13 protein-coding genes are annotated in these 19771 nt (G+C 66.6%); 7 read left to right on the forward strand and 6 right to left on the reverse strand.

The features are described from left to right. Positions 1-574: 574 nt before the first annotated feature. Positions 575-3283: a TonB-dependent receptor plug domain-containing protein gene (locus tag SPHN_RS02375; protein ID WP_248520866.1), complete on the forward strand. Its 2709-nt coding sequence runs from the start codon at positions 575-577 to the stop codon at positions 3281-3283. Between the two features lie 152 nt (positions 3284-3435). Here SPHN_RS02375 and SPHN_RS02380 read toward each other — a convergent pair whose 3' ends face one another. From SPHN_RS02380 to SPHN_RS02395, 4 genes are all read right to left on the reverse strand, one after another. After that, positions 3436-4713: a histidine-type phosphatase gene (locus SPHN_RS02380; protein WP_248520867.1), complete on the reverse strand. Its 1278-nt coding sequence runs from the start codon at positions 4711-4713 to the stop codon at positions 3436-3438. Positions 4714-4969: 256 nt separating this feature from the next. Continuing rightward, positions 4970-5887 carry a hypothetical protein gene (locus tag SPHN_RS02385; protein WP_248520868.1) on the reverse strand — a complete coding sequence of 306 codons (918 nt, stop codon included), beginning with the start codon at positions 5885-5887 and terminating at the stop codon, positions 4970-4972. A gap of 26 nt (positions 5888-5913) precedes the next feature. Then, positions 5914-6891: a TIGR03571 family LLM class oxidoreductase gene (locus tag SPHN_RS02390; RefSeq protein ID WP_248520869.1), complete on the reverse strand. Its 978-nt coding sequence runs from the start codon at positions 6889-6891 to the stop codon at positions 5914-5916. After that, positions 6891-8096 carry an MFS transporter gene (locus tag SPHN_RS02395; RefSeq protein ID WP_248520870.1) on the reverse strand — a complete coding sequence of 402 codons (1206 nt, stop codon included), beginning with the start codon at positions 8094-8096 and terminating at the stop codon, positions 6891-6893. Before SPHN_RS02395 ends, SPHN_RS02390 begins: the two co-directional genes overlap by 1 nt. A 108-nt stretch (positions 8097-8204) precedes the next feature. Here SPHN_RS02395 and SPHN_RS02400 point away from each other — a divergent pair, with 108 nt between their 5' ends. After that, entirely contained in the window at positions 8205-9113 is a 909-nt protein-coding gene (locus SPHN_RS02400) for a LysR family transcriptional regulator (RefSeq protein WP_248520871.1), read from the forward strand. Between the two features lie 13 nt (positions 9114-9126). On the opposite strand, the gene SPHN_RS02405 is transcribed toward SPHN_RS02400, so the two are convergent. Continuing rightward, a complete protein-coding gene (locus SPHN_RS02405) occupies positions 9127-10485 on the reverse strand; it encodes a chloride channel protein (RefSeq protein ID WP_248520872.1) in 1359 nt (452 codons plus the stop codon). A gap of 82 nt (positions 10486-10567) precedes the next feature. Continuing rightward, positions 10568-12313 carry a chloride channel protein gene (locus SPHN_RS02410; RefSeq protein ID WP_248520873.1) on the reverse strand — a complete coding sequence of 582 codons (1746 nt, stop codon included), beginning with the start codon at positions 12311-12313 and terminating at the stop codon, positions 10568-10570. A 261-nt stretch (positions 12314-12574) separates the two neighbouring features. On the opposite strand from SPHN_RS02410, the gene SPHN_RS02415 reads away from it, so the two are divergent. The 5 genes from SPHN_RS02415 to SPHN_RS02435 all read left to right on the forward strand — a co-directional run bounded on the left by SPHN_RS02415 (position 12575) and on the right by SPHN_RS02435 (position 19748). After that, positions 12575-12940: a phosphonate transporter gene (locus tag SPHN_RS02415; protein ID WP_248520874.1), complete on the forward strand. Its 366-nt coding sequence runs from the start codon at positions 12575-12577 to the stop codon at positions 12938-12940. A 10-nt stretch (positions 12941-12950) separates the two neighbouring features. Then, entirely contained in the window at positions 12951-14240 is a 1290-nt protein-coding gene (locus SPHN_RS02420; protein WP_248520875.1) for a GGDEF domain-containing protein, read from the forward strand. Next, positions 14237-15436: an AMP-binding protein gene (locus tag SPHN_RS02425; RefSeq protein ID WP_248520876.1), complete on the forward strand. Its 1200-nt coding sequence runs from the start codon at positions 14237-14239 to the stop codon at positions 15434-15436. Before SPHN_RS02420 ends, SPHN_RS02425 begins: the two co-directional genes overlap by 4 nt. Positions 15437-15516: 80 nt before the next feature. Next, complete coding sequence (locus SPHN_RS02430; RefSeq protein ID WP_248520877.1) at positions 15517-17082, forward strand: tetratricopeptide repeat-containing sulfotransferase family protein; 1566 nt, start codon at positions 15517-15519, stop codon at positions 17080-17082. Between the two features lie 128 nt (positions 17083-17210). Continuing rightward, positions 17211-19748, forward strand: a complete 2538-nt coding sequence (locus SPHN_RS02435) for a TonB-dependent receptor (protein WP_248520878.1) — start codon at positions 17211-17213, stop codon at positions 19746-19748. Positions 19749-19771: the final 23 nt, after the last annotated feature.

Genomic DNA, 19771 nt, shown 5'->3' on the forward strand with positions numbered 1-19771 from the left:
GACTCAGTCTCGCGCGCCCGTAGCGTGCAGCACGAGGGACACCGATTGAGATAAAATTGCAACAAAATGGCAAAACGTTTGTGCAGTGCCGCATTTTCTATTGTCAAAGCGCCAGGGCTATGGTGAATATTACGGTAATGTTTCTCAACCAGTGGCGCGGTCCAGGGTCTTTGCACCCTGCGAGCTCGGCAGAGAAGGAGGTCCGTGTTGCACTATGCGCTCCGCTCTCCCGTCACCGCGCCGATGCGATGTCGCGTGAGTGCCGCGGTATGAGGGCAACCGCTTATCGTGGCTCGATATTGCCGCTGCCCGTGGCTTCCTTCCCGCGCATCGAACGCGTGCCTGCCAGCGGATCACGTCGCGACGTCCGGATCGTCGATCGGCGCCCGACCGCTGCACGATTCTCGATCGGTTCGCCGGTTTTGCCCGACCATTTCGCATAGCGCGCGCTGCCGTGCCGCGCGCGTCGCAGCCTTTACAAAGACACTCGCAATCACGCCGGATGCAACCGGCGGCGCCAAGCGAGGATGCATTAGGGGCGGATCCTGAGAGCCACTTTCCAAGGGGGCTTAGGATGATGAAGTACACGACCTCGACCGTCGCAATGGCGGTCGCACTGGTATCCGGATTCCCGGCTCATGCCGCCGGCCGCGCATCGCCGCAGGACGCCGTCCCGGAATCCACACAGGATACGGCACCGCAAGCCGTCGCACCCGTCGAGGCCGAACCCGCTGCCGACATTCTCGTGCTGGGTACGCGCCGAACCGATCGGACGCTGGCAAACTCGGCGTCGCCGGTCGACATCATCAGCTCGGCCGACCTGACGACACAGCCTGCCGCGAACATGATCGATGCGCTCAAGAATATCGTGCCCTCGTTCTACGCCGGGCAGAATTCGATCTCGGACGCCTCGACCTTCGTCCGCTCGCCCTCGCTGCGCGGCCTGTCGGGCGATCAGGTCCTCGTGATGCTGAACGGCAAGCGCTATAACCGTTCGGCGCTGGTGCAGGTGTATGGCGGCAGCGACACCGGGCTCGGCCGTGGTGCGCAGGGCCCCGATATCTCGGCAATCCCGTCACTCGCGATCGGCAACCTGCAGGTGCTCCGCGAAGGGGCCACCGCGCAATATGGCTCCGATGCGATCGCCGGCGTGCTGAACTATGGGCTGCGCGAGGATCAGGGTATCGAACTGGTCGGTCGCACCGGGCAATATTATGCTGGTGACGGCGAAAGCTATCAGATCGCGGGCAATGCGGGCATCAAGGGCGACTGGGGCTTTATCAACGCGACCGGCGAATATGTCGACGAGGGCCAGACCAGCCGTGGCCGGACGCGCCCGTCGGCGGCGAACTTCGCACAGAACTTCCCCGCACAGGCGTCGCTGCTGCCCAATTATCCGCTGCCCGTGCAGATCTGGGGCAATTCGCCGTCGCACGGGTTCAAGTCGGTGCTCAACGCGGCGATCAACGTCACCCCCGACAGCAAGCTGTATTTCTTCGGCAACTTTGCCCAGAGCAAGGGCAATCAGAGCTTCAACTATCGCGCCTCGGTGAGCAGCACCGCGGTCGATACGAATGGCGTCGTGCGCAATCAGGGTGCCAATGGCGCGTTCAACAACACGTTCTTCCTGACCCCCTGCCCCGCCGGGAACGCGACCTGCCCGAGCGATGGCTTCGTGCGCGACGGCAACACCTTCACGTTCGGCAAGCTCTATCCGACGGGCTTCACGCCGCGCTTCGTCGGCAAGACGCAGGAACTCTACGGGGTGCTGGGCTACAAGGGCACCAGCGGCGCTTTCAGCTACGACCTGTCGGGGACGCTGGCGCGCAACACGCTGTCGCTGTCGATGTACGACTCGGCCAACTTCTCCTTCGGGCCCGCGACGCAGACGAGCTTCGACTTCGGCGATCTGATCCAGCGGGAAGTGAACTTCAACGCGGACTTCACCTATGCGGCCGAGGTCGGATTGGCAGCGCCGTTGACGATTTCGGCGGGCGGCGAATTCCGCAAGGAAACCTATGAGCAGACCGCGGGCGACCTGCAATCCTATGCCGCCGGCCCCTATGCCGTCGCGCAGCAGCTCTACACGCAGACCGCGCCGGGCGTGTACGTCGATTCGGGCACGACCGCGGCGCAGGGCGTAGGCGCCAGCGGCTATGCAGGTACCAGCGAGGCGACCGCGGGCAAGTTCGACCAGAAGGCCTATGCCGCCTATGTCGGTCTCGAAACCGATCTCACCGACGCGCTGACGGTCGGCGCCGCCGGTCGCTATGAGCATTACAACACGTTCGGCAGCGCCTGGGTCGGCAAGGTCAACGCGCTCTACAAGATCGTCGAGGGCCTCTCGGTCCGCGGCAGCTTCGGCACCGGCTTCCACGCGCCGTCGCCGGGCCAGTCGAACGTCTCGATCGTCACGACGTCGTTCAACAACGGCAACGCGTTCCAGGCGGGCACCTATCCGGTCAACAGCGCACCGGCGCAATATTACGGCGCAGAGGCCCTGACGCCCGAAAAGTCGACCAACTATGGGGCCGGCGTCATCCTCGAACCAGTCCGCGGCATGACGATCACGGTGGATGGATACCAGATCGACCTGCGCAACCGGATCGGCCTGACATCGCCGTTCATCGTCGACGCGGCTGCGGTGGCGGCACAGCCGGCGCTGCAGGCGGTCGGTGTCGACGGTCAGGTGCAGTATTTCACCAACGGCTTCAAGACGCGGACGCGCGGTGTCGATTTTGTCGGCACCTATCGTACCACGCTGAGCGAGGCGCTGCTCAATTTCTCGCTGGCCTACAACTATAACGACACCAAATTGCGATCGTTCGACCAGCAGGTCATCGGGCTTGCCCAACGGATCGATGCCGAAAATCTGGCGCCGAAGCATCGCCTCGTGGCGAACGCGAACTGGTCGTTGCGCAATCTGAGCCTCAACGTCCGTGAGAACTACTACAGCTCGTGGACCAGCGCGCAGGATTACGGGGTGACCGTGACCGAGGCGGCCACCGCCACGACACCGGCCGAGGGGTATGCCAATCAGCGGTTCGGCGGGAAGTTCACGACGGATATCGAACTGAGCTACCTCTTCGCCAAGCATGTCACGCTGTCGATCGGTGCACAGAACTTCACCGACGAACGGCCCGACCGGCTGGCACCGACATCCACGGTCCAGATCTATCCGCTGACCGGCGGGACCTCCGACGGTCAGGTGTATCCCCGTAACGGCGGACCGTTCGGGTTCAACGGTGGGTTCTACTACACGCGCCTTCGGGTCAAATACTGATCCGGCCAGAAAATACTGATCCAGCCAGAGACGCGGGGTCGCGGCAGGCGTCCCCGCGGCCTGGATCGGTGCGTTCAAGGCGGAGCATGCTGGGGTGCTCCGCCCACACGTCCGATCTGAGACCGCCGCGGACAGCCGTTTGGTCCGGGGTGTCAGCGTTGCGGACCGGTCGACACCTGCTTCAGGACATGGCCGGCAAACGCCGACAGGGGGCAGGTTTCGGGGCAATCGGGTATCGTCAGCGCGACGCTGTCCGGCGGTGTGCGTTCCGATAAGGGGATCTGGTGGCGCATCTGGTCGAGGCCCTGCGCGACATAGCGGGTGCGGACGACCTGCTGGCCGCTCATGCCCTGCCGCCAGACCTCGAACACCAACCCGCCGCCCGGTGCCGCTTCGCCCGCGCCATAGTCGCGCAGTTTCCAGTCGAGGCCGAGCAGCCCGGCGAGCATCGTCACCGTACCGTCGTGCCCGCTGAGGACGACGATCTTCTCCGCGTCGCCGATCGGGTCGGCCAAGGCGGTCGCGCCGGCACCGCGCTGGAGCGTGGCGAGCAGGCGCATCGCGAGGTAGCTGCTGGTCTGGCGTCCGACTTCCGGGGTGCGGGTGCGCAGGTCGATGCCGGCGCCGTGCACGACGAGCGCCTTGCCGATCGTCGCCGCATCGATCCCGCGCCATCCGGGAAAGGCGAGCCCGTCGGCATAGGCCATCACCAGGCTCTCGGCGATCCCGGCGACTTGCAGGCTGGGGGATGACAGGTCCGGTTTGCCATCGTCGATCCGCATCGCGACGGGCGTGTCGCCTAAGCGGCGCTGCACCTTGCTTCGCTCGACCGACGAGCAGGGGATGCGACGACATTGCAGCAACAGCGCCTCGAACCGGTCGCGATCGGGGGCCTGCCGCGCGTCCCATGCGGCGAGGTCGCCGTCGACCCGCGCGGATATCGCCGCCAGCATCCGCTGCGGGTCGAGTGGGGCGAGCGGCGTCTGCGGTGCCTCGAACAGCGGATCGGGGGCCGCGGCGGACCGGTGGATCGTTGCTGCACATCCCGGCGTCAGGCCGGCGGCGAGTGCGGTGGCGGTCGCCTCGGTCCGCTGCGTATGGTTCGCCCAGTAATACACTGCGCAGTCGTTCGCACCGAGCAGCCCCAACTGCCGGTACTGCGCGCGGTACCAGCCGCCGAGCATCGTCACGAGCGTCGCGCCGTTGGCGGTCAGATGGCCCGGCGGCACCGCGAACTTCGGCCATGCGCGGCGGCTGTAGCGGCCGAGGTCTTCCGGGCTCGACATCGCGCTGCGGACGCCGTGGCGCATGACGATGACGACGCGTTCGAGCTTGTCCTGTGACGGCGGCGGCGTGGTCTGCGCCGCAACCGGCCCCGCCATGGTCGAGAGGGCCAGCGCGAGGCCAGCCGCGATGGATATGATCCGCATCAGAACTTCGCCCCTACGCCGGCCGTGAACGTGCGCCCGCAATCGGTATATCCACAGACTAGGTGTCGCGGACATGGTGCGACTGGACGCCGCCCGCGACGACCGCGTGGCGCAGGATCGGTCGCGGTGAGGTTGGCGGCGGTCATCCCCCGACCGGGTACGAGCGTGGCGGTACAGTTTGATGACGTCGCGGGGTCGGATCAATGACACGGACGTCGCCGATCCCGATCCGCCCTCACCGCGATGTCAACGATCGCTAGTCGACGGAGCCCGTCTGCATCAGACCGCGCACGTCGGCGGCCACCTGATTGTTGGCGCCGAGCCGCTCGATCAGCTGCGCCTGACGGCTACCGCGCAACCCGGCGGTGGTGAGCTGCGTGTCGCGGACATAGGTGTAGACGCCGCTGACCGCGAAGGCCGAGACATACGCGATATGCGCCTTTTGCGCGGCGTGCGTTGCGGTGAACGCGTCGGATTCGAAGAACGCACGCCGGGTCAGCGGGCTTTCGAAGGCGAGTTCGATCACCGCGATCCGTGCACGCTCCGGGGGTACCAGATGATCGACATTGGGTGCCGGCGGGGCGGGTTCGGCATTGTCGTAGCGGTCCGGCACATGCAGACGAAGCTTCAACACCGCGGCGTCGGCGGCGAGCGTTTCGGCAAACTCGGTCATGAACGTGGCGAACGTCCCGGCGTCGCCGTCGGCCGCGCCGAAGTGAACGTGGATACGGTCGAAGCCGTCATCGCCATTGGGTATCGGGTCGGCGATGCGGTCGACCAGCGTGCGCGATCCGTTGGGCAGCGCATAGGCGACGGTGGCCGCGAACATGTTCTGCTCGTCGGCGAACAGGATGTGGCTCGCCGCGTTGAAGACGTCTTGGTCGGCTTTCGATGCGAACCCGATCTCGACCCCGCCGTCGAGTTCATAGTCCGCGAACGGCGCGATGCCGTCGATAGCCGGCCAGAGATGCGCGTCCTGTTCGCGGTTCAGATGGTTCTGGACGTACCAGCCGAGACCCGGGATGCGCGAGCACAGCGGGCCGTGGACGTCGCGCCAATAGGTGGCGAACACGTCGTGCGGCACGCGGGGACGGCGCAGGACGGTCGTGTAGCTGTTGATCGCGATACTCGCGTCGCGCGATGCGTAATCGGTCGTGGTGGAAACCTTGGGCATGGGTGACATCCTGATGATGAGGGGGGTTAACGCGAGTCGGTCGGAAAATGCGGCAGGACATACGTCGCGAGTTCGTCGGCCACGTCCGCAAACGGGCGGCGCGACGGCTTGGGGTTGAGCGCGACATGCGCCACGCCCTCGTCCCGCTGACGCTTCCAGAGGTCGATCAGCGCGTTGCGACCGCTACGGATACCGCCGCTGGCATAGGCCAGCGGTGCATCCGGGTCCGCGAGCAGGTCGAACATCGCGCCATAGCCGTACGGCTTGTACGGGCCGTCGGCGGTTGCCGTTCGCCACCGGGCGAGAACGTCGGGCAGGCGCCGCGCGTCGCTGAGATGCCATATCCAGCCATCGGTATTGGCGCCGAGCCAGTCCAGCGTCTGCCCGGCGCGGCCGATCGCGAGGATCGGCAATCGCGGTCCGACCGGCTTGGGGACCATGTCGATGCTGCCGTCGAGCGTGCCGTAATACGCAGACGCATGCCGGGCGAACGACCGTTCGGTCGCGGCGCGGATGACGTCGATCGCATCGCGGTAGCGTTCGGGGCGATCGTCGAGATTGCTGTCGAACGCCGCGAACTCCGACGGACGGTCGCCGGTCGACAGCCCGAGCAGAAAGCGCCCGCCGAGCAGCTGGTCGACGCTCGCCGCCTGCTTGGCGACGATCAGCGGATCGCGCAGCGGCAGGACGATGCCCGCCGTGCCGATCGCGATCCGCGTCGTCTGCGCCGCGAGCCAGCCGGCATAGACCATCGGATCGAGGACTTGCCCGACATCGCCGAAGTTCGGATCATAGAACGGCACGTCACGCAGCCAGATCGCCGCGAAGTCGAGCGTATCGACCTTTCGCGCCAGTGCCGCGTGATCGGCGAGCGTCGGCCACGGCGCGGTCGGATAGGCTTCGAGCGGGGCGATGAAGCCCAGCGTCAGCCGGCCGGGCTGGAACACGCGCGCATAGGCGGCGTGTCCGGCCAGATCCGGTGCCAGTGCGTCGGGCGTGTCCATCAGCTGGCGCTCCGGGCCTTCAGCCGGTGCACCAGCGGCGTCACCAGCACCGCGAGGATCGCGATCGCGGCGGCAACATAGCCGACCGCGCCGAGCCCGAGATGCTGGATCACCGAACCGCCGATGATCGCGCCGAGGCCGATGCCGGCATTGGCCATCGAGACGTTGAGCGTGCCCGCCAGCGCCTGCGCATGGCTCGCCGACTGCATGACGCGCACCTGGCAGATCGGATAGAGCGCGGTGTTGGCGATGCCCCAGACCGCGAGCGCGATCGCCAGCCAGACGGTCGAGCCAGCGACCAGGGTCGTCGCGGCCATGCCGATCGCCAGCACCAGCGCCGTGATCGCCGTCACCAGCAGCGGCCCGCGGCCGACGAACTGCCCGCCCAGCCAATTGCCGGCGAGACCGACGATCCCGAAGCCCATCAGCCACCAGCCGACCTGCCCTGCCGGGATATGCGCGATCTGCTCGAGCGTGTCGGCGAGATAGGTATAGGCGGTGAACATCGCGGTGAAGACGATGACCGACAGCACGACGTTGCCGAGGAAATACGGGTCCTTGAGGATGCGTGCCTGTTCGGCGAGCCTGACGCGCGCGGGGCGTGCCAGCGTCGGCATCACGACGAGCAACAGCACCGCCATCAGCAGCGACAGGCCCGACAGCCCCCAGAACGTCCCGCGCCAGCCGAACGCGGTCGAGGCGAGCGTACCGAGCGGAATGCCGAGCACCATCGCGCCGGAAATCCCGAGATAGACGTTGGCGACCGCCTTGCCGGCCTTTTCGGGACCTGCGAGTTCGCCTGCGGTTTCGCTGGCGGTGCCCCAGAACACCGGTAGTGCCAGCGCCGGCAGGAACCGTGCGAGGCCGAGGACCCAGATATCGGGGGCCGCGGCGGCCAGCGCGTTCGCACCGGCGAAGATCACGAGGATCACGACGAACAGTCGCTTGCGCTCGAAGTGCGAGAGCATCGCGGTCAGGAACGGCCCTGCGAGCATGACCGTGAAGGCGAACAGCGTGACGAGCTGCCCCGCGACGGTGATCGAGATGCCAAGATCGCGCGCGAGGCTCGGCAACAGTCCGACGATGATGAACTCGGTGGTGACGATCACGAACGCGGAGATCGCCAGCAACAGCACGGCTAAGCCATGCCCCGCCGACTTGGTGCCCGGCGGGGCGGCGTGGATAGGATGGCTGGGGGACGACATTGGCAAAGGACTCCTGAATGGCGCCCTCTCTACGCGCGACGAAAACGCACGTCGTGCGGCATTAATTCGTGCATAGAGCGACAATTATTCCATAATGGATGCACTGCCATGATCCCGTCGGAACGTCTCAAGGGTATCGAAGCCTTTGTCTGCACCGCCGATGCGGGCAGCTTTACCGCCGCCGGGGCGCGGCTGAACCTGACCAATTCGGCGGTCAGCAAGAGTGTCGCGCGGCTCGAGGCGCGGCTGGGCAGTCGGCTGTTCGAGCGCACGACCCGCCGCCTGACGCTGACCGACGTCGGTGCCGCTTTCTACGAAACATGCGTGCGGGTGCTCGGCGAGCTTGCCGATGCCGAGGCGGTGCTTGCAGCGCATCGATCGGAGATCGTCGGGCGGTTGAAGGTCGACGTGCCGATCGCGTTCGGGCGGATGCAGGCGATGCCGCTGTTGCTCGCCTTTGCCGAACGCCACCCGAATCTGCGCCCGAGCATCACCTTCACCGACCGCAAGATCGACATCGTCGAGGAGGGCGTCGACGTCGCGATCCGGATCGGCGCGGGGGAACCCTGGCCGGACAATCTCGGTCACCGCTACCTCGGCAGCGAGCGCGTCATCATCTGCGCCGCCCCTGCCTATCTGGAGCGGCGGGGCATGCCTGCGAATGCCGATGCGCTCGCGGCGTTCGACTCCATCCTCTACGGCCGCGGCGATGGCAGCACGGCCAATTGGCGGTTCGCGCGCGACGCCGGGCGCATCGAGGAATACCCGATGGAAGCCCGCATCGTCCTCGGCAGCGCCGAAGCGCAGGTCGGCGCGGTAAAAGCCGGGTTCGGGATCGCGCAGCTCGCGACGTGGCTGATCAAGGACGAACTCGAGCGCGGCGAGCTTGTCGAGGTCCTCCCGGAACTGGCGACGGTCGGCCTACCGCTGCATCTGGTCTGGCGCAGAAGCCGCCAGCTTACGCCCAAGGTCGACGCGCTGCTCGAAGCGCTGACCGAGGGATTGCGGATCGAGTGACCGGCGGCGGCGGTCAGCGCGCCGGGGTGACGGGCGGGATAACCGGCGAGTTGGCGGGCGGGACGGCGAACGTCCTGGACAGTCCGTGATAGAGTTTCTCGCGGCAGACCCACTGGCTGGCGGCGTCGGCGATGAACGCGGTCGCGAACATCGGCAGCATCAGCCCCCGGCTCGCGGTCGTCTCTGACAGGATGATGACCGCGGTCAGCGGCGCGCGGACGACGCCTGCGAAATACGCGACCATGCCGAGGATGACGATCGCGCTCGCCGGCTCGCCGGGGAACACCTGCCGCAGCAGATTGCCGACGCCTGCACCGACTGCGAGCGATGGCGCGAAGATCCCGCCCGGCAGTCCTGCGACCGCGGTCGCGGCCGTCGCCAGGAACTTGGCCGGCCCGAACCATAAGGGGGCATCGACCCCGACGATCATCGCGCGCGCCGCGGAATAGCCGGTACCCCAGGTCAACCCGGTGGCCGTGCCGAGAACCGCGACCACCATCCCGCAGCCGCCCGCGAACTTGATCGGATTGGCACGGGTCCACTGCGTCACGCGGTTGCGTCCGAGTGCCATGGCCAGCAGCATGCGCGAGAACAGCCCGCCCGCCATGCCACCGACGATCCCCGCGACCGGCGCGACCAGCAGCGCCGACAGCAACGGCATGTGCGCGCCGATCGCACCGAAATAGATATAATCGCCCTGCACGGACTGCGCGACCATCCCGGCGATCACGATCGCGGCGAGCACCAGCAGCGTGACCCGCTGTTCATACGCCGACGCCAGTTCCTCGATCGCGAACATCAGCCCGGCAAGCGGCGTATTGAAGGCGGCGGCAACGCCTGCCGCACCGCCGGCGATCAGCACGCCGCCACGCAATGGCACGCGCAGGAGGCGGTGCGTAAGCCCCATCACCGAAGCGGCAAGCTGGACGGTCGGTCCTTCGCGACCGACCGAAGCGCCGCCCAGCACCGCACCGATCGTCAGCACCGCCTTGGCCGCGACCGTGCGCAGCGAGATGAGCGTGCGGGTTGCGGCGTTCGGATCGGCCTGCGCGGCGATGACCTGCGGGATACCCGAACCGCGCGCGAACGGTGCGTATCGCCGCGTGAGCCAGACCAGGACCATGAACGTCAACGGGGTCGTCAGCAGCGGCAGCCAGCGCCAGATCCGCGCAAAGCCGGCGAACGCCTCCGCCGCCCGATCCGCGGCCTCGGCGAACAGCGTCGCGACGATACCGACGAGGATCGCCCCAACGAGAATGGCGGCGCGCGTCCGAAATTGCACCGATCGAGGGCCACGCGCCCGAAGCAGCGCGCGATAGCGTGACGGAGTCCAGCGCTTTGCCGGCATCAGACGATCGAAGAACGCAGCCATGAGGTCGACCTAGATTACCAAGCCGGCGGCGTCACCCCGAAACCCCGAAGCGTGCCGAAAAGCGATCCGGCGCGAGGCGACCTCACCGTTCGCCGAACAGGTCGCGCTGCGCCTTCTCCAGTTCTTCGGCATAGCGGCGGCGGACGAAGGACTCCGACAGGATTCCCAGCACGCCACGATCGTCGTCGAGCACGGCGAGCTCGTCTGCGCCCGACGCGTCGAAGCGACGCATGATCTCGGCGATGTCCATCGTCGGCGACAGCGCCGCATCGCCATTGACCGCAAGCTGGCCGACGGGCGCCGTCAGCTCGAGTCCCTCGGCATAGGCGGTCGGCGTCTGGACGATACCGGCGTAGCGGTCGTCCGTATCGATCAGCACGGTCCGGCTGGTCGCGCCGAGCGGTACGCGCCGCCGAAACTCCGCGATCGTCGTCGTCGCGGGCAGCGCCTTCGTTTCGCGTCGCATCATTCGGCCGGCGGTGAGCGTCTTGACCCAGCCTACATCGCGCGCGCTCTTGATGGTCTCACCCCGGAGATGAAGGCGCCAGGTCGAGAAGCTGTAGCCGAACGTTTCGCGGACTATCGTCGACGAGACCAAGGCGGCCGCCAGCACTGCGCCGGTCAACGCGAAATCATGCGTGGCCTCCAATACGAGCATGGCCATGGTCATGGGACCGCCGACCACCGCGACTGCCAGAGCCGCCATTCCGACCAGGGCAGCGTTGCGCGGATCGATCACGGCCTGGCCGAAGATCGCCTCCAGACCGCCGGCGAACATATGGCCGACGAGCGTGCCGAGGAACAGCGAGGCGAAGAACAGCCCACCGCGAAAGCCAAAGCCCAGCGACACGATCGACGCTGCGCACTTCGCCAGGAATATCGTCGCGATGAAGGCCAGTGGTGCGCCGATGGCAAGATCGGCGTGAAGCGCGCCATGCCCCGCCGACAGGACCTGCGGCGAGATTAGCGCGACGGGGATCAGCAACAGGCCGCCGATCGCCGGACGGGCCCATTCCGGCAGCCTGGCGCGGCGCGTGCCCATCTCGACCAGCGCGACCGCGCGCATCAGGGCAATCCCGATCCCGGCACAAAGCGCCCCGAGACCGGCGTAGATCAGATAGTTCAGATAATGATGTGCCTCCATCGGCATCGTCGACACGGCATCGATCACATAGGGCTGGATCCCGAGCTGGTGCGCGACCAGCGTGCCCGCGAGCGCCGCCGCGACGACCGGGGCCAGCGCGGCCGGCGTATAGGCGCCGATGACAATTTCGAACGCGTAGAACGCCCCGGCAAGCGGCGCGCCGAACGCCGCCGCGATCGCCGCCCCCGTGCCAGCCCCGACGAGATTGCGCAGGTCCGCACGTCGCAGGTTGAATACGGCCCCCGCAACCGAGCCGATCGCGCCGCCGAGCTGCGCATAGGCCGCCTCCAGCCCGACGGAAGCGCCGAAACCGTTCGACACCATCGTCTGCCCGGAGATGACGAGACTGTCCGGCACCGACATCCGGCCGCCGTGGAGCGCGTTGGCCTCGACCGCATCGAGCATGCGGCGTTTGCGGGCGCGGGTCGCCCAGGTGAATGCGGCAAGTACGATCCCGCCGATCGGCAGCACGACGAGCGACGCGGGCGGCAGCGACGGCAGTGCGCTGAGACGGTCTGCCGACGACAGGTCGAACAGGCCGTGTTGCAGCGTGCGTGCAATCGCGCCTTGCGCCACGCTGAGCAGGCCCGCCGCCGCCCCGACGAGCGTCGCCAGAACGATGAACGCAGCCTCGCTCGCGCGGACGCGGCGACGAAGCCATTTGAGCAGGACAAGGACTTGCACGTTCGATCGCCTCAGCCGGGGGATGCCCGGCGTCGTACCGCCCGCGGATCGGACCACACAGCGATATTATCGGTACTGTCGATCGGCTTGAGCACGTTCGCTCGGTTCGAGCAGAAACGGCATCGCAAGGTCGCTCGGCCGGGCCGAGCCGCGCCGCATTGGGGGCACATAGGAGGCCGATTCGTCAGGCGGGCGGCAATGGTCTTAGTCGAAGTTTAACGGTCCTCGGGCATCATGCGACGACCAAGGGAGCTATACCGCGTGTCGACACCTGCGAGTTTTGAAGCCGTTTCACTGAACGATCTCGAATCGATGCGCGACGAAGACCGCGACGCACTGCCGTTCGGGGTCGTCGGCTTCGGGGCTGACACCATCGTGCAGACCTACAATGCGACGGAGGCGCGGATGTCGGGGCTGGACCCGGCGACCGTCATGGGCGTGCCGTTCTTCGACGCCGTCGCGCAGTGCATGAACAACTTCATGGTCGCGCAGCGGTTCGACGACGAGCCCGAGATCGACGACATCGTGCCCTATGTGCTGACCTTGCGGATGCGCCCGACCAGGGTTCGCCTGCGGCTGATCGCGCAGGCCGAGATGCCACGCCGCTACATCCTGATCGAACGATGAGGGTGCGGCGATGACCGACAAGTCGAGCGAAGAACAGCTCCTGGAATTCCTGTATGCCTGCCCCGTCGGGCTGATCGAATGCAATCTGGCCGGCGACATCGCGTTGATGAACCCGCACGCCATGCAGCATCTGCTGCCGCTCGCCGGGCCGCGCGATGCCGGCAACCTGTTCATCGCGCTCGAACAACACGCTCCGGAATTGCGGAGCATCGTCGAGGACTATGCGCCGGCAACCGGCAAGATCTGCGACGGGCATCGCATCTTCGTCGACCTGGGCCAGGGCCGGCGCGCGCAGGCACCGAAGGTGCTCGCGTGTACGCTCGTCAAGCTGGGCGCCGATCGCCTGATGGTGACGCTGGCCGATATTAGCCAGCAGGTCGTCCAGGAGGTCCGGCTGCGCCAGGCGGATACCTGGTTCGCGACGCTGCTGGACGGGGTCAATGAATACGCCGCACTCGCGATCACGCCCGATGGCAGGATCGCGTCGGCCAATGCCTGTTTCACGAAGCAGACCGGTCACGATTGCGCTGCCGTGACGGGACACAACCTGGCGGACGTGCTGGAGGCCGACACGTCGGGCGGCGACCTGCAGCTCGACGAACAGCTCGAAATTGCCGCACGGGACGGCTGGCATCTACAGGAAGGGTGGCAGCAGCGCGCCGAGGGCGGACGCTATTGGTGCCAGCGCCTCGTCGTCGCGCGATCCGACGGCGATGGCCCCAGTTTGACCGGTTTCTCGGTCGTGCTGCGCGACGTGCCACGGCGCGAGGCGGCCGCCGAGGACATGCGCCGCCTGTTGACCATCGACCACCTGACGGGCGCGTCGAACCGCCGCCATTTCAGCCAGAACCTCGAGCGCGAACAGGCGCACTGGCGCGAATTGCGGCATGCGCTGTCGCTGATCGTCCTCGACCTCGATCATTTCAAGGCGGTCAACGACACGCATGGCCATCCGGTCGGCGACGTCCTGCTCCGCCGCGTCGCCGAGGTTTGCATCGCGCTGCTACCGCCGCGCGGCATCTTCGCGCGGCTGGGTGGCGAGGAGTTCGGGGTGCTGCTGCCGCGCTTCGATCACGATCAGGCGATCGGATTGGCCGACGACATGCGCAAGGCGATCGCCGCCATGCAACTCGAAACACCGCGTGGGCCACTCAAGGTGACCGCAAGCCTCGGCTGCGCGACCCTCGATGAAGCGGGCGGATCGATCGATGCGCTTATCGCGCTGGCCGACAAGCGGCTCTATGCCGCCAAGCGCGAAGGACGCAATCGGGTCTATCGGTCCGCTGCCCGCGCAGCGTGACCACCGCCGCCCCGTCTGGCGACGCCGACGTGTCGCGCGCCGCTGCCCGAAGGATCGCCTGTGCCGTCGTCGCGGCGGAGGTGCGGCGATGGCGCGGGAACGGGCAAACGCTCGCCGAACCGAACGACTGGTCCGACGTGCTGGCGATTGGCGACGATGGGCTGGGACTCGATTCGATGGAGCAATTGGGTGCGCTCGGCACCCTGGCGGAGACGTTCTGCCTTGACGACGCGCTGCTCGGGCGGGAGCCGCCACGCACGGTCGGCGACTGGATCGACTGGATCATGCGCGGACAGGCTTCCGGCGACGGCCGGATGACGGTGCGAACGTCCGGCTCGACCGGCAGTCCCAAGCCTTGCAGCCATGCGATCGCCGACCTTCTGGGCGAGGCGGCGTTCCTGGCGACGCAGTTTTCCGACCGTCGCCGCGTCGTGGCGCTGGTCCCCGCGCATCACCTGTACGGGATCATCTGGACGGCGTTGCTGCCGGCCGCGCTGGGCGTGCCGGTCGTGGCCCGGGCCCTCGGGACGCCGCTCGACCTGATCGCGGGCGATCTTGTCGTCGCGGTCCCGGACCAGTGGCGGGCGATCCTGCGCCTGACACGCGCCCTGCCCGCAGACGTCGTCGGGGTGAGCTCGGCCGGACCGCTCGACGGCCGGCTTGCGGCCGACCTGCTCGCGGCCGGGTTGGCCCGGCTGGTGGATATCTACGGCTCCTCAGAGACGAGCGGCATCGCCATGCGCGACCTGCCAGCGACCGCGTATGCGCTCTTGCCTCGGTGGCAGTTGGTACCGTCCGGACACGATGACGCGAACGATGCGTGGCAGCTCCGCGACGATCGCGGCGGTCGATACGATCTGCCCGATCATATCGAGCGGATCGGTGAGCGCAGCCTGCGCCCGATCGGTCGGCGCGACGGCGCCGTGCAGGTCGGTGGCAACAATGTCTGGCCCATGCGCATCGCCGATCTGCTGCGGACCATCGATGGCGTGGCCGACGCCGCGGTGCGATTGCACATCGACGGGCGGCTCAAGGCCTTCGTCGTCCCGCACGACGATCGTGATCGTGAAAAACTCTCGGCGTCGATCGAACAGGCGATCGCGGAGCGGCTGGCTAGCCCCGAGCGGCCAAAGACCATCCGGTTCGGACCTGCGTTGCCGCGCGATGCGATGGGAAAGCTGTGCGACTGGACATAACCCGATCGCCCCGGTCTCGACGTTGAAACCGGATCACGACTGCTTGACGTCAACCCGTCGCGCCGCGACTGTCCGGGGCGATGGCTTCCCTTCCGACCCCGCGCTGGCCGAACGATCTCATGCAGGCCGCGCTGGCGTTGCACGACAACCAGCTTCACGTCGCCGAGCCGCTGCTCAAGGCGTATCTCAAGCAGGACCCGTTCGACGCGCGCGCGATCCGAATGCTGGCCGAACTGGCCGGGCGGATCGGGCGGTACGGCGATGCGGAGGCGTTGCTGCGGCGCGCGGTCGAGCTAGCGCCGGGCTTTACCGCGGCGCGCGCGAACCTCGCGCTCGTGCTGTATCGCCAGAACCGCGCGCCCGAGGCATTGACGTTGCTCGATGCGGTGATCGCCGACGAGCCGGACAATCCCGGCCACGCCAATCTGAAGGCCGCCGCACTCGGCCGTTTGGGTGGGTTCGAGGACGCGATCGCGCTGTACGAAAAGGTGCTGCGCGACGCACCGGGCCAGCCGCGCGTGTGGCTGAGCTATGGGCATATGCTCAAGACCGTCGGCCGTCGCGACGACGGCATCGCCGCGTATCGCCGCGCGCTGTCGCTGTTGCCGACGCTGGGCGATGCCTGGTGGAGCCTCGCCAACCTCAAGACGGTGCGTTTCGACGAGAATGATATCGCGGCGATGAAGGCCGCCCTCGCACGCGACGACCTGGACGACGAGGACCGGTTCCACCTCGACTTCGCGCTTGGCAAGGCGTTTGAGGACCGCCGCGATCCGGCGCGGTCGTTCGCGCATTACGCGGCCGGCAACGCGCTGCGCCGCACGCGCATCGTCTACGACGCCGACGAGACCACCGCCTTCGTCGACCGCAGCATCGCGCTGCTGACGCCCGATTTCCTGAACACGCGCCGTGGCCAAGGCTGCGACGCCCCAGACCCAATCTTCGTGCTCGGCATGCCGCGCGCAGGCTCGACGCTGATCGAACAGATCCTCGCCAGCCACAGCTTGGTCGAGGGGACTACCGAACTGCCCGACATGCCGGCGCTGGCGCGTCGCATCGCCAACTATCCGCACGGCCTGGAGGCGCTATCTGCCGACGCGTTGCGCGACATCGGCGAGGACTATCTGCGTCGTGCCGCGATCCAGCGGCGCACCGATCGCCCGTTCTTCATCGACAAGCTGCCCAACAACTGGGCGCATATCGCGCTGATCCACCTCGTCTTGCCCAACGCGCGGATCATCGATGCGCGCCGCGATCCGCTCGATTGCTGTTTTTCGAACTTCAAGCAGCATTACGCGCGGGGGCAGACGTTCAGCTATTCGCTCGACGATGTCGGCCGCTATTATCGTGACTATGTCCGGCTGATGACGCATGTCGACACGGTGTTGCCGGGCCGCATCCATCGCGTCGATCACGAGGCTTTGCTCGATAATACCGAGGCAGAAGTCCGCGCGTTGCTCGCGGCCTGCGGACTGGATTTCGAGCCCGCCTGCCTCGCCTTCCACGAGACTGAGCGCGCGGTCCGCACCGCAAGTTCCGAACAGGTCCGCCGGCCGATCAATCGCGACGGAGTCGATGCGTGGCGTCCCTATGACCAGTGGCTCGGACCGCTGCGATCGGCCCTGGGACTGTCCGCCACCCCCTGACCACCCGCTGACCCGTGGCGAAAACGTCACGGATGCGTCACAAAAATCTCCAACGACCCAAGCATCGTTTGACGTTTGTTGCGCCGCAACACACTCTGCGGACAGAATTCGTCGTTGGGGGCAACAGTATGCATATATTCGATCGTCGCGTGTGGATCGCGTCGCTCTTGGCGTCGTCGGCAGTTGCCGTTCCCGCGTTTGCGCAAACCGTCGCAACCGCAGCACCGGACGCGACCGCGCCACAGGCCGGCGAATATGAGGGCGACATCGTCGTCACCGCGCAGAAGCGCGACCAGAACATCCAGAACGTCCCGATCAGCATCCAGGCGATCGGCACCAAGCGGCTCGACGACCTGAACATCTCGAACTTCAACCAATATACCCAGCTGTTGCCGTCCGTGTCGTTCCAGACGACGCAGCCGGGCTCGACGGTCGTCTACATGCGCGGCGTCGCATCGGGTGGTGACGGCAACCATTCGGGCCCGCTGCCGTCGGTCGGCACCTATCTCGACGAACAGCCCGTGACGACGATCGGCGGGACGCTCGACGTCCATGTCTACGACATCGCCCGGATCGAGAGTCTGGCCGGGCCACAGGGCACGCTGTACGGCGCGTCGTCCGAAGCAGGCACGATCCGGATCATCACCAACAAGCCCGACACGAGCGACTTTTACGGCCGCGTCGACGGCCAGGTAAACAGCGTCAAGTCGGGCGGGATCGGCAGCAAGCTCGAAGGCATGCTCAACATGCCGCTGTCACAGTCCGCGGCACTGCGCGTGGTCGGCTTCTACCAGCGCGATGCCGGCTTCATCGACAACGTCGCCGGGTGCCGCAGCTATCTGCCCGAGCCGACCGCGACCTCGTGTACCTCGGCGAATGGCGGCGTGGTCGTCGACAATGCCGCGTTCGTGAAGAAGAACTACAACGATACCGAGACCTATGGCGGCCGCGCGGCGCTGAAGGTCGACCTCGACAGCAACTGGACCGTGACGCCGACAATCCTCTACCAGGAACAGCGCAACAACGGCACCTATGGCTACGATCCCAAGGTCGGCGACCTCCAGGTCCAGCATTTCTTCCCAGAATTCCGCAAGGACCGCTTCATCCAGGGCGCGCTGACGATCGAGGGCAAGGTCGGCAATTGGGACGTCACCTATGCCGGCGCGTATCTCGACCGGAAGACGTACACGTCGAGCGATTACACCGATTATGCCGAGGCGTATGACTCGGCCTATTCCTCGGTCGGGGGTCTCGCCGGCTATTTCTATTACCAGGACAATGCGGGCCGGACGATCGATCCGCGGCAGAAGATCATCGGCACCGACCATTTCAAGAAGACCAGCCAGGAACTGCGCGTCGCGTCGCCGGTCGAGGACCGGTTCCGGATCGTCGCCGGTGCCTTCTACCAGCGCCAGACCAACGCGATCTTCCAGGACTACCAGATCGCCAATCTCGGCACCGCGGTGTCGGTCAACGGCTCGCCGGGCACCTTGTGGCTGACCAAGCAGAAGCGCGTCGACACGGATTACGCGATATTCGGCGAGGCGAGCTTCGACATCCTGCCGAACCTGACCGCGACGGCGGGCGGCCGCGCCTATATCTACGACAATTCGCTGATCGGCTTCTACGGGTTCGGGCGTAATCCCGCGGTCGATCCCGACGATGGCCGGCCCTACACCGCGACGCCGTTCAACGCCGCGGGCAGCAGCCAGACCGGCGTTGCGGGCTGTTATCTGGCGAACGGCCAGACCTTGCGCGAAGCCTATCTGAACGGCGGCGATACGTCCGCGTTGCTGCCCGCAGCGGTTTCGGGATCGCCCTGTACCAATCTGGCGACCTACACGACCACCGGGTTGGTCCCGAAGCGCACGCAGGGACAAGGCGCGACCTACCGCTTCAACCTGACGTTCAAGCCCACCGACACGGTGCTCGCCTATGCCACCTTCTCGCGGGGTTTCCGGCCGGGCGGGATCAACCGGCGCGGCGACGTCGCGCCGTATGATGCGGATTTCCTGACCAATTACGAGCTCGGCCTGAAGACCACGCTGTTCGATCGGCTGCGGCTCAACGCCTCGATCTATCAACAGGCGTGGGACAAGTTCCAGTTTTCGTTCCTCGGGCTGAACAGCTTCACGATCATCCAGAACGGGCCAAATGCGCGGATCAGGGGCGTGGAGGCGGATGCGAACATCTCGACGGGCGGATTATCGCTGACCGCGGCGGCATCCTACACCGATGCCAAGACCCGCAACGACCTGTGCGCGACGCAGATCTGTAGCGGCGACGGCACAGACGTGCTCGCGCCGAAGGGTACGCGCCTGCCGATCACCCCGCGCTTCAAGGCGAGCGGGACGGCGCGCTACAGCGTGCCGGTCGGCACGGCCAAGGCGTATATTCAGGGGCTGGTCGCGCACCAGAGTTCGGCGGCGGCGGATATCCGCCTCGCGCAGGCGGCGAGCTTTGGCCGGCTCAAGGCCTACACGACCGCCAATGCCTCGATCGGCGCGGACTTGTCGGGCTATACGCTCGAGTTGTTCGTCCAGAACCTATGGGACGAACGCGCGCAATTGTCGCGGTTCCAGCAATGCGGGACGTGTTCGCAGCGCACCTACATCGTCACCAGCACGCCCCGGACGATCGGATTACGAGCGGGGGCGAAATTCTAAGACTGGCTCGTTTCGATCCTCTC

The sequence above is a fragment of the Sphingomonas faeni genome, from assembly GCF_023195535.1.
GTDB classification, from domain to species: Bacteria; Pseudomonadota; Alphaproteobacteria; order Sphingomonadales; family Sphingomonadaceae; genus Sphingomonas; species Sphingomonas faeni_B.

What these genes read in the sequence shown, in the direction of transcription:
- SPHN_RS02375 (WP_248520866.1), top strand. Translation starts at nt 575, where the DNA reads ATGATGAAGTACACGACCTCGACCGTCGCAATGGCGGTCGCACTGGTA.
- SPHN_RS02380 (WP_248520867.1), bottom strand. Translation starts at nt 4,713, where the DNA reads ATGCGGATCATATCCATCGCGGCTGGCCTCGCGCTGGCCCTCTCGACC.
- SPHN_RS02385 (WP_248520868.1), bottom strand. Translation starts at nt 5,887, where the DNA reads ATGCCCAAGGTTTCCACCACGACCGATTACGCATCGCGCGACGCGAGT.
- SPHN_RS02390 (WP_248520869.1), bottom strand. Translation starts at nt 6,891, where the DNA reads ATGGACACGCCCGACGCACTGGCACCGGATCTGGCCGGACACGCCGCC.
- SPHN_RS02395 (WP_248520870.1), bottom strand. Translation starts at nt 8,096, where the DNA reads ATGTCGTCCCCCAGCCATCCTATCCACGCCGCCCCGCCGGGCACCAAG.
- SPHN_RS02400 (WP_248520871.1), top strand. Translation starts at nt 8,205, where the DNA reads ATGATCCCGTCGGAACGTCTCAAGGGTATCGAAGCCTTTGTCTGCACC.
- SPHN_RS02405 (WP_248520872.1), bottom strand. Translation starts at nt 10,485, where the DNA reads ATGGCTGCGTTCTTCGATCGTCTGATGCCGGCAAAGCGCTGGACTCCG.
- SPHN_RS02420 (WP_248520875.1), top strand. Translation starts at nt 12,951, where the DNA reads ATGACCGACAAGTCGAGCGAAGAACAGCTCCTGGAATTCCTGTATGCC.
- SPHN_RS02430 (WP_248520877.1), top strand. Translation starts at nt 15,517, where the DNA reads ATGGCTTCCCTTCCGACCCCGCGCTGGCCGAACGATCTCATGCAGGCC.
- SPHN_RS02435 (WP_248520878.1), top strand. Translation starts at nt 17,211, where the DNA reads ATGCATATATTCGATCGTCGCGTGTGGATCGCGTCGCTCTTGGCGTCG.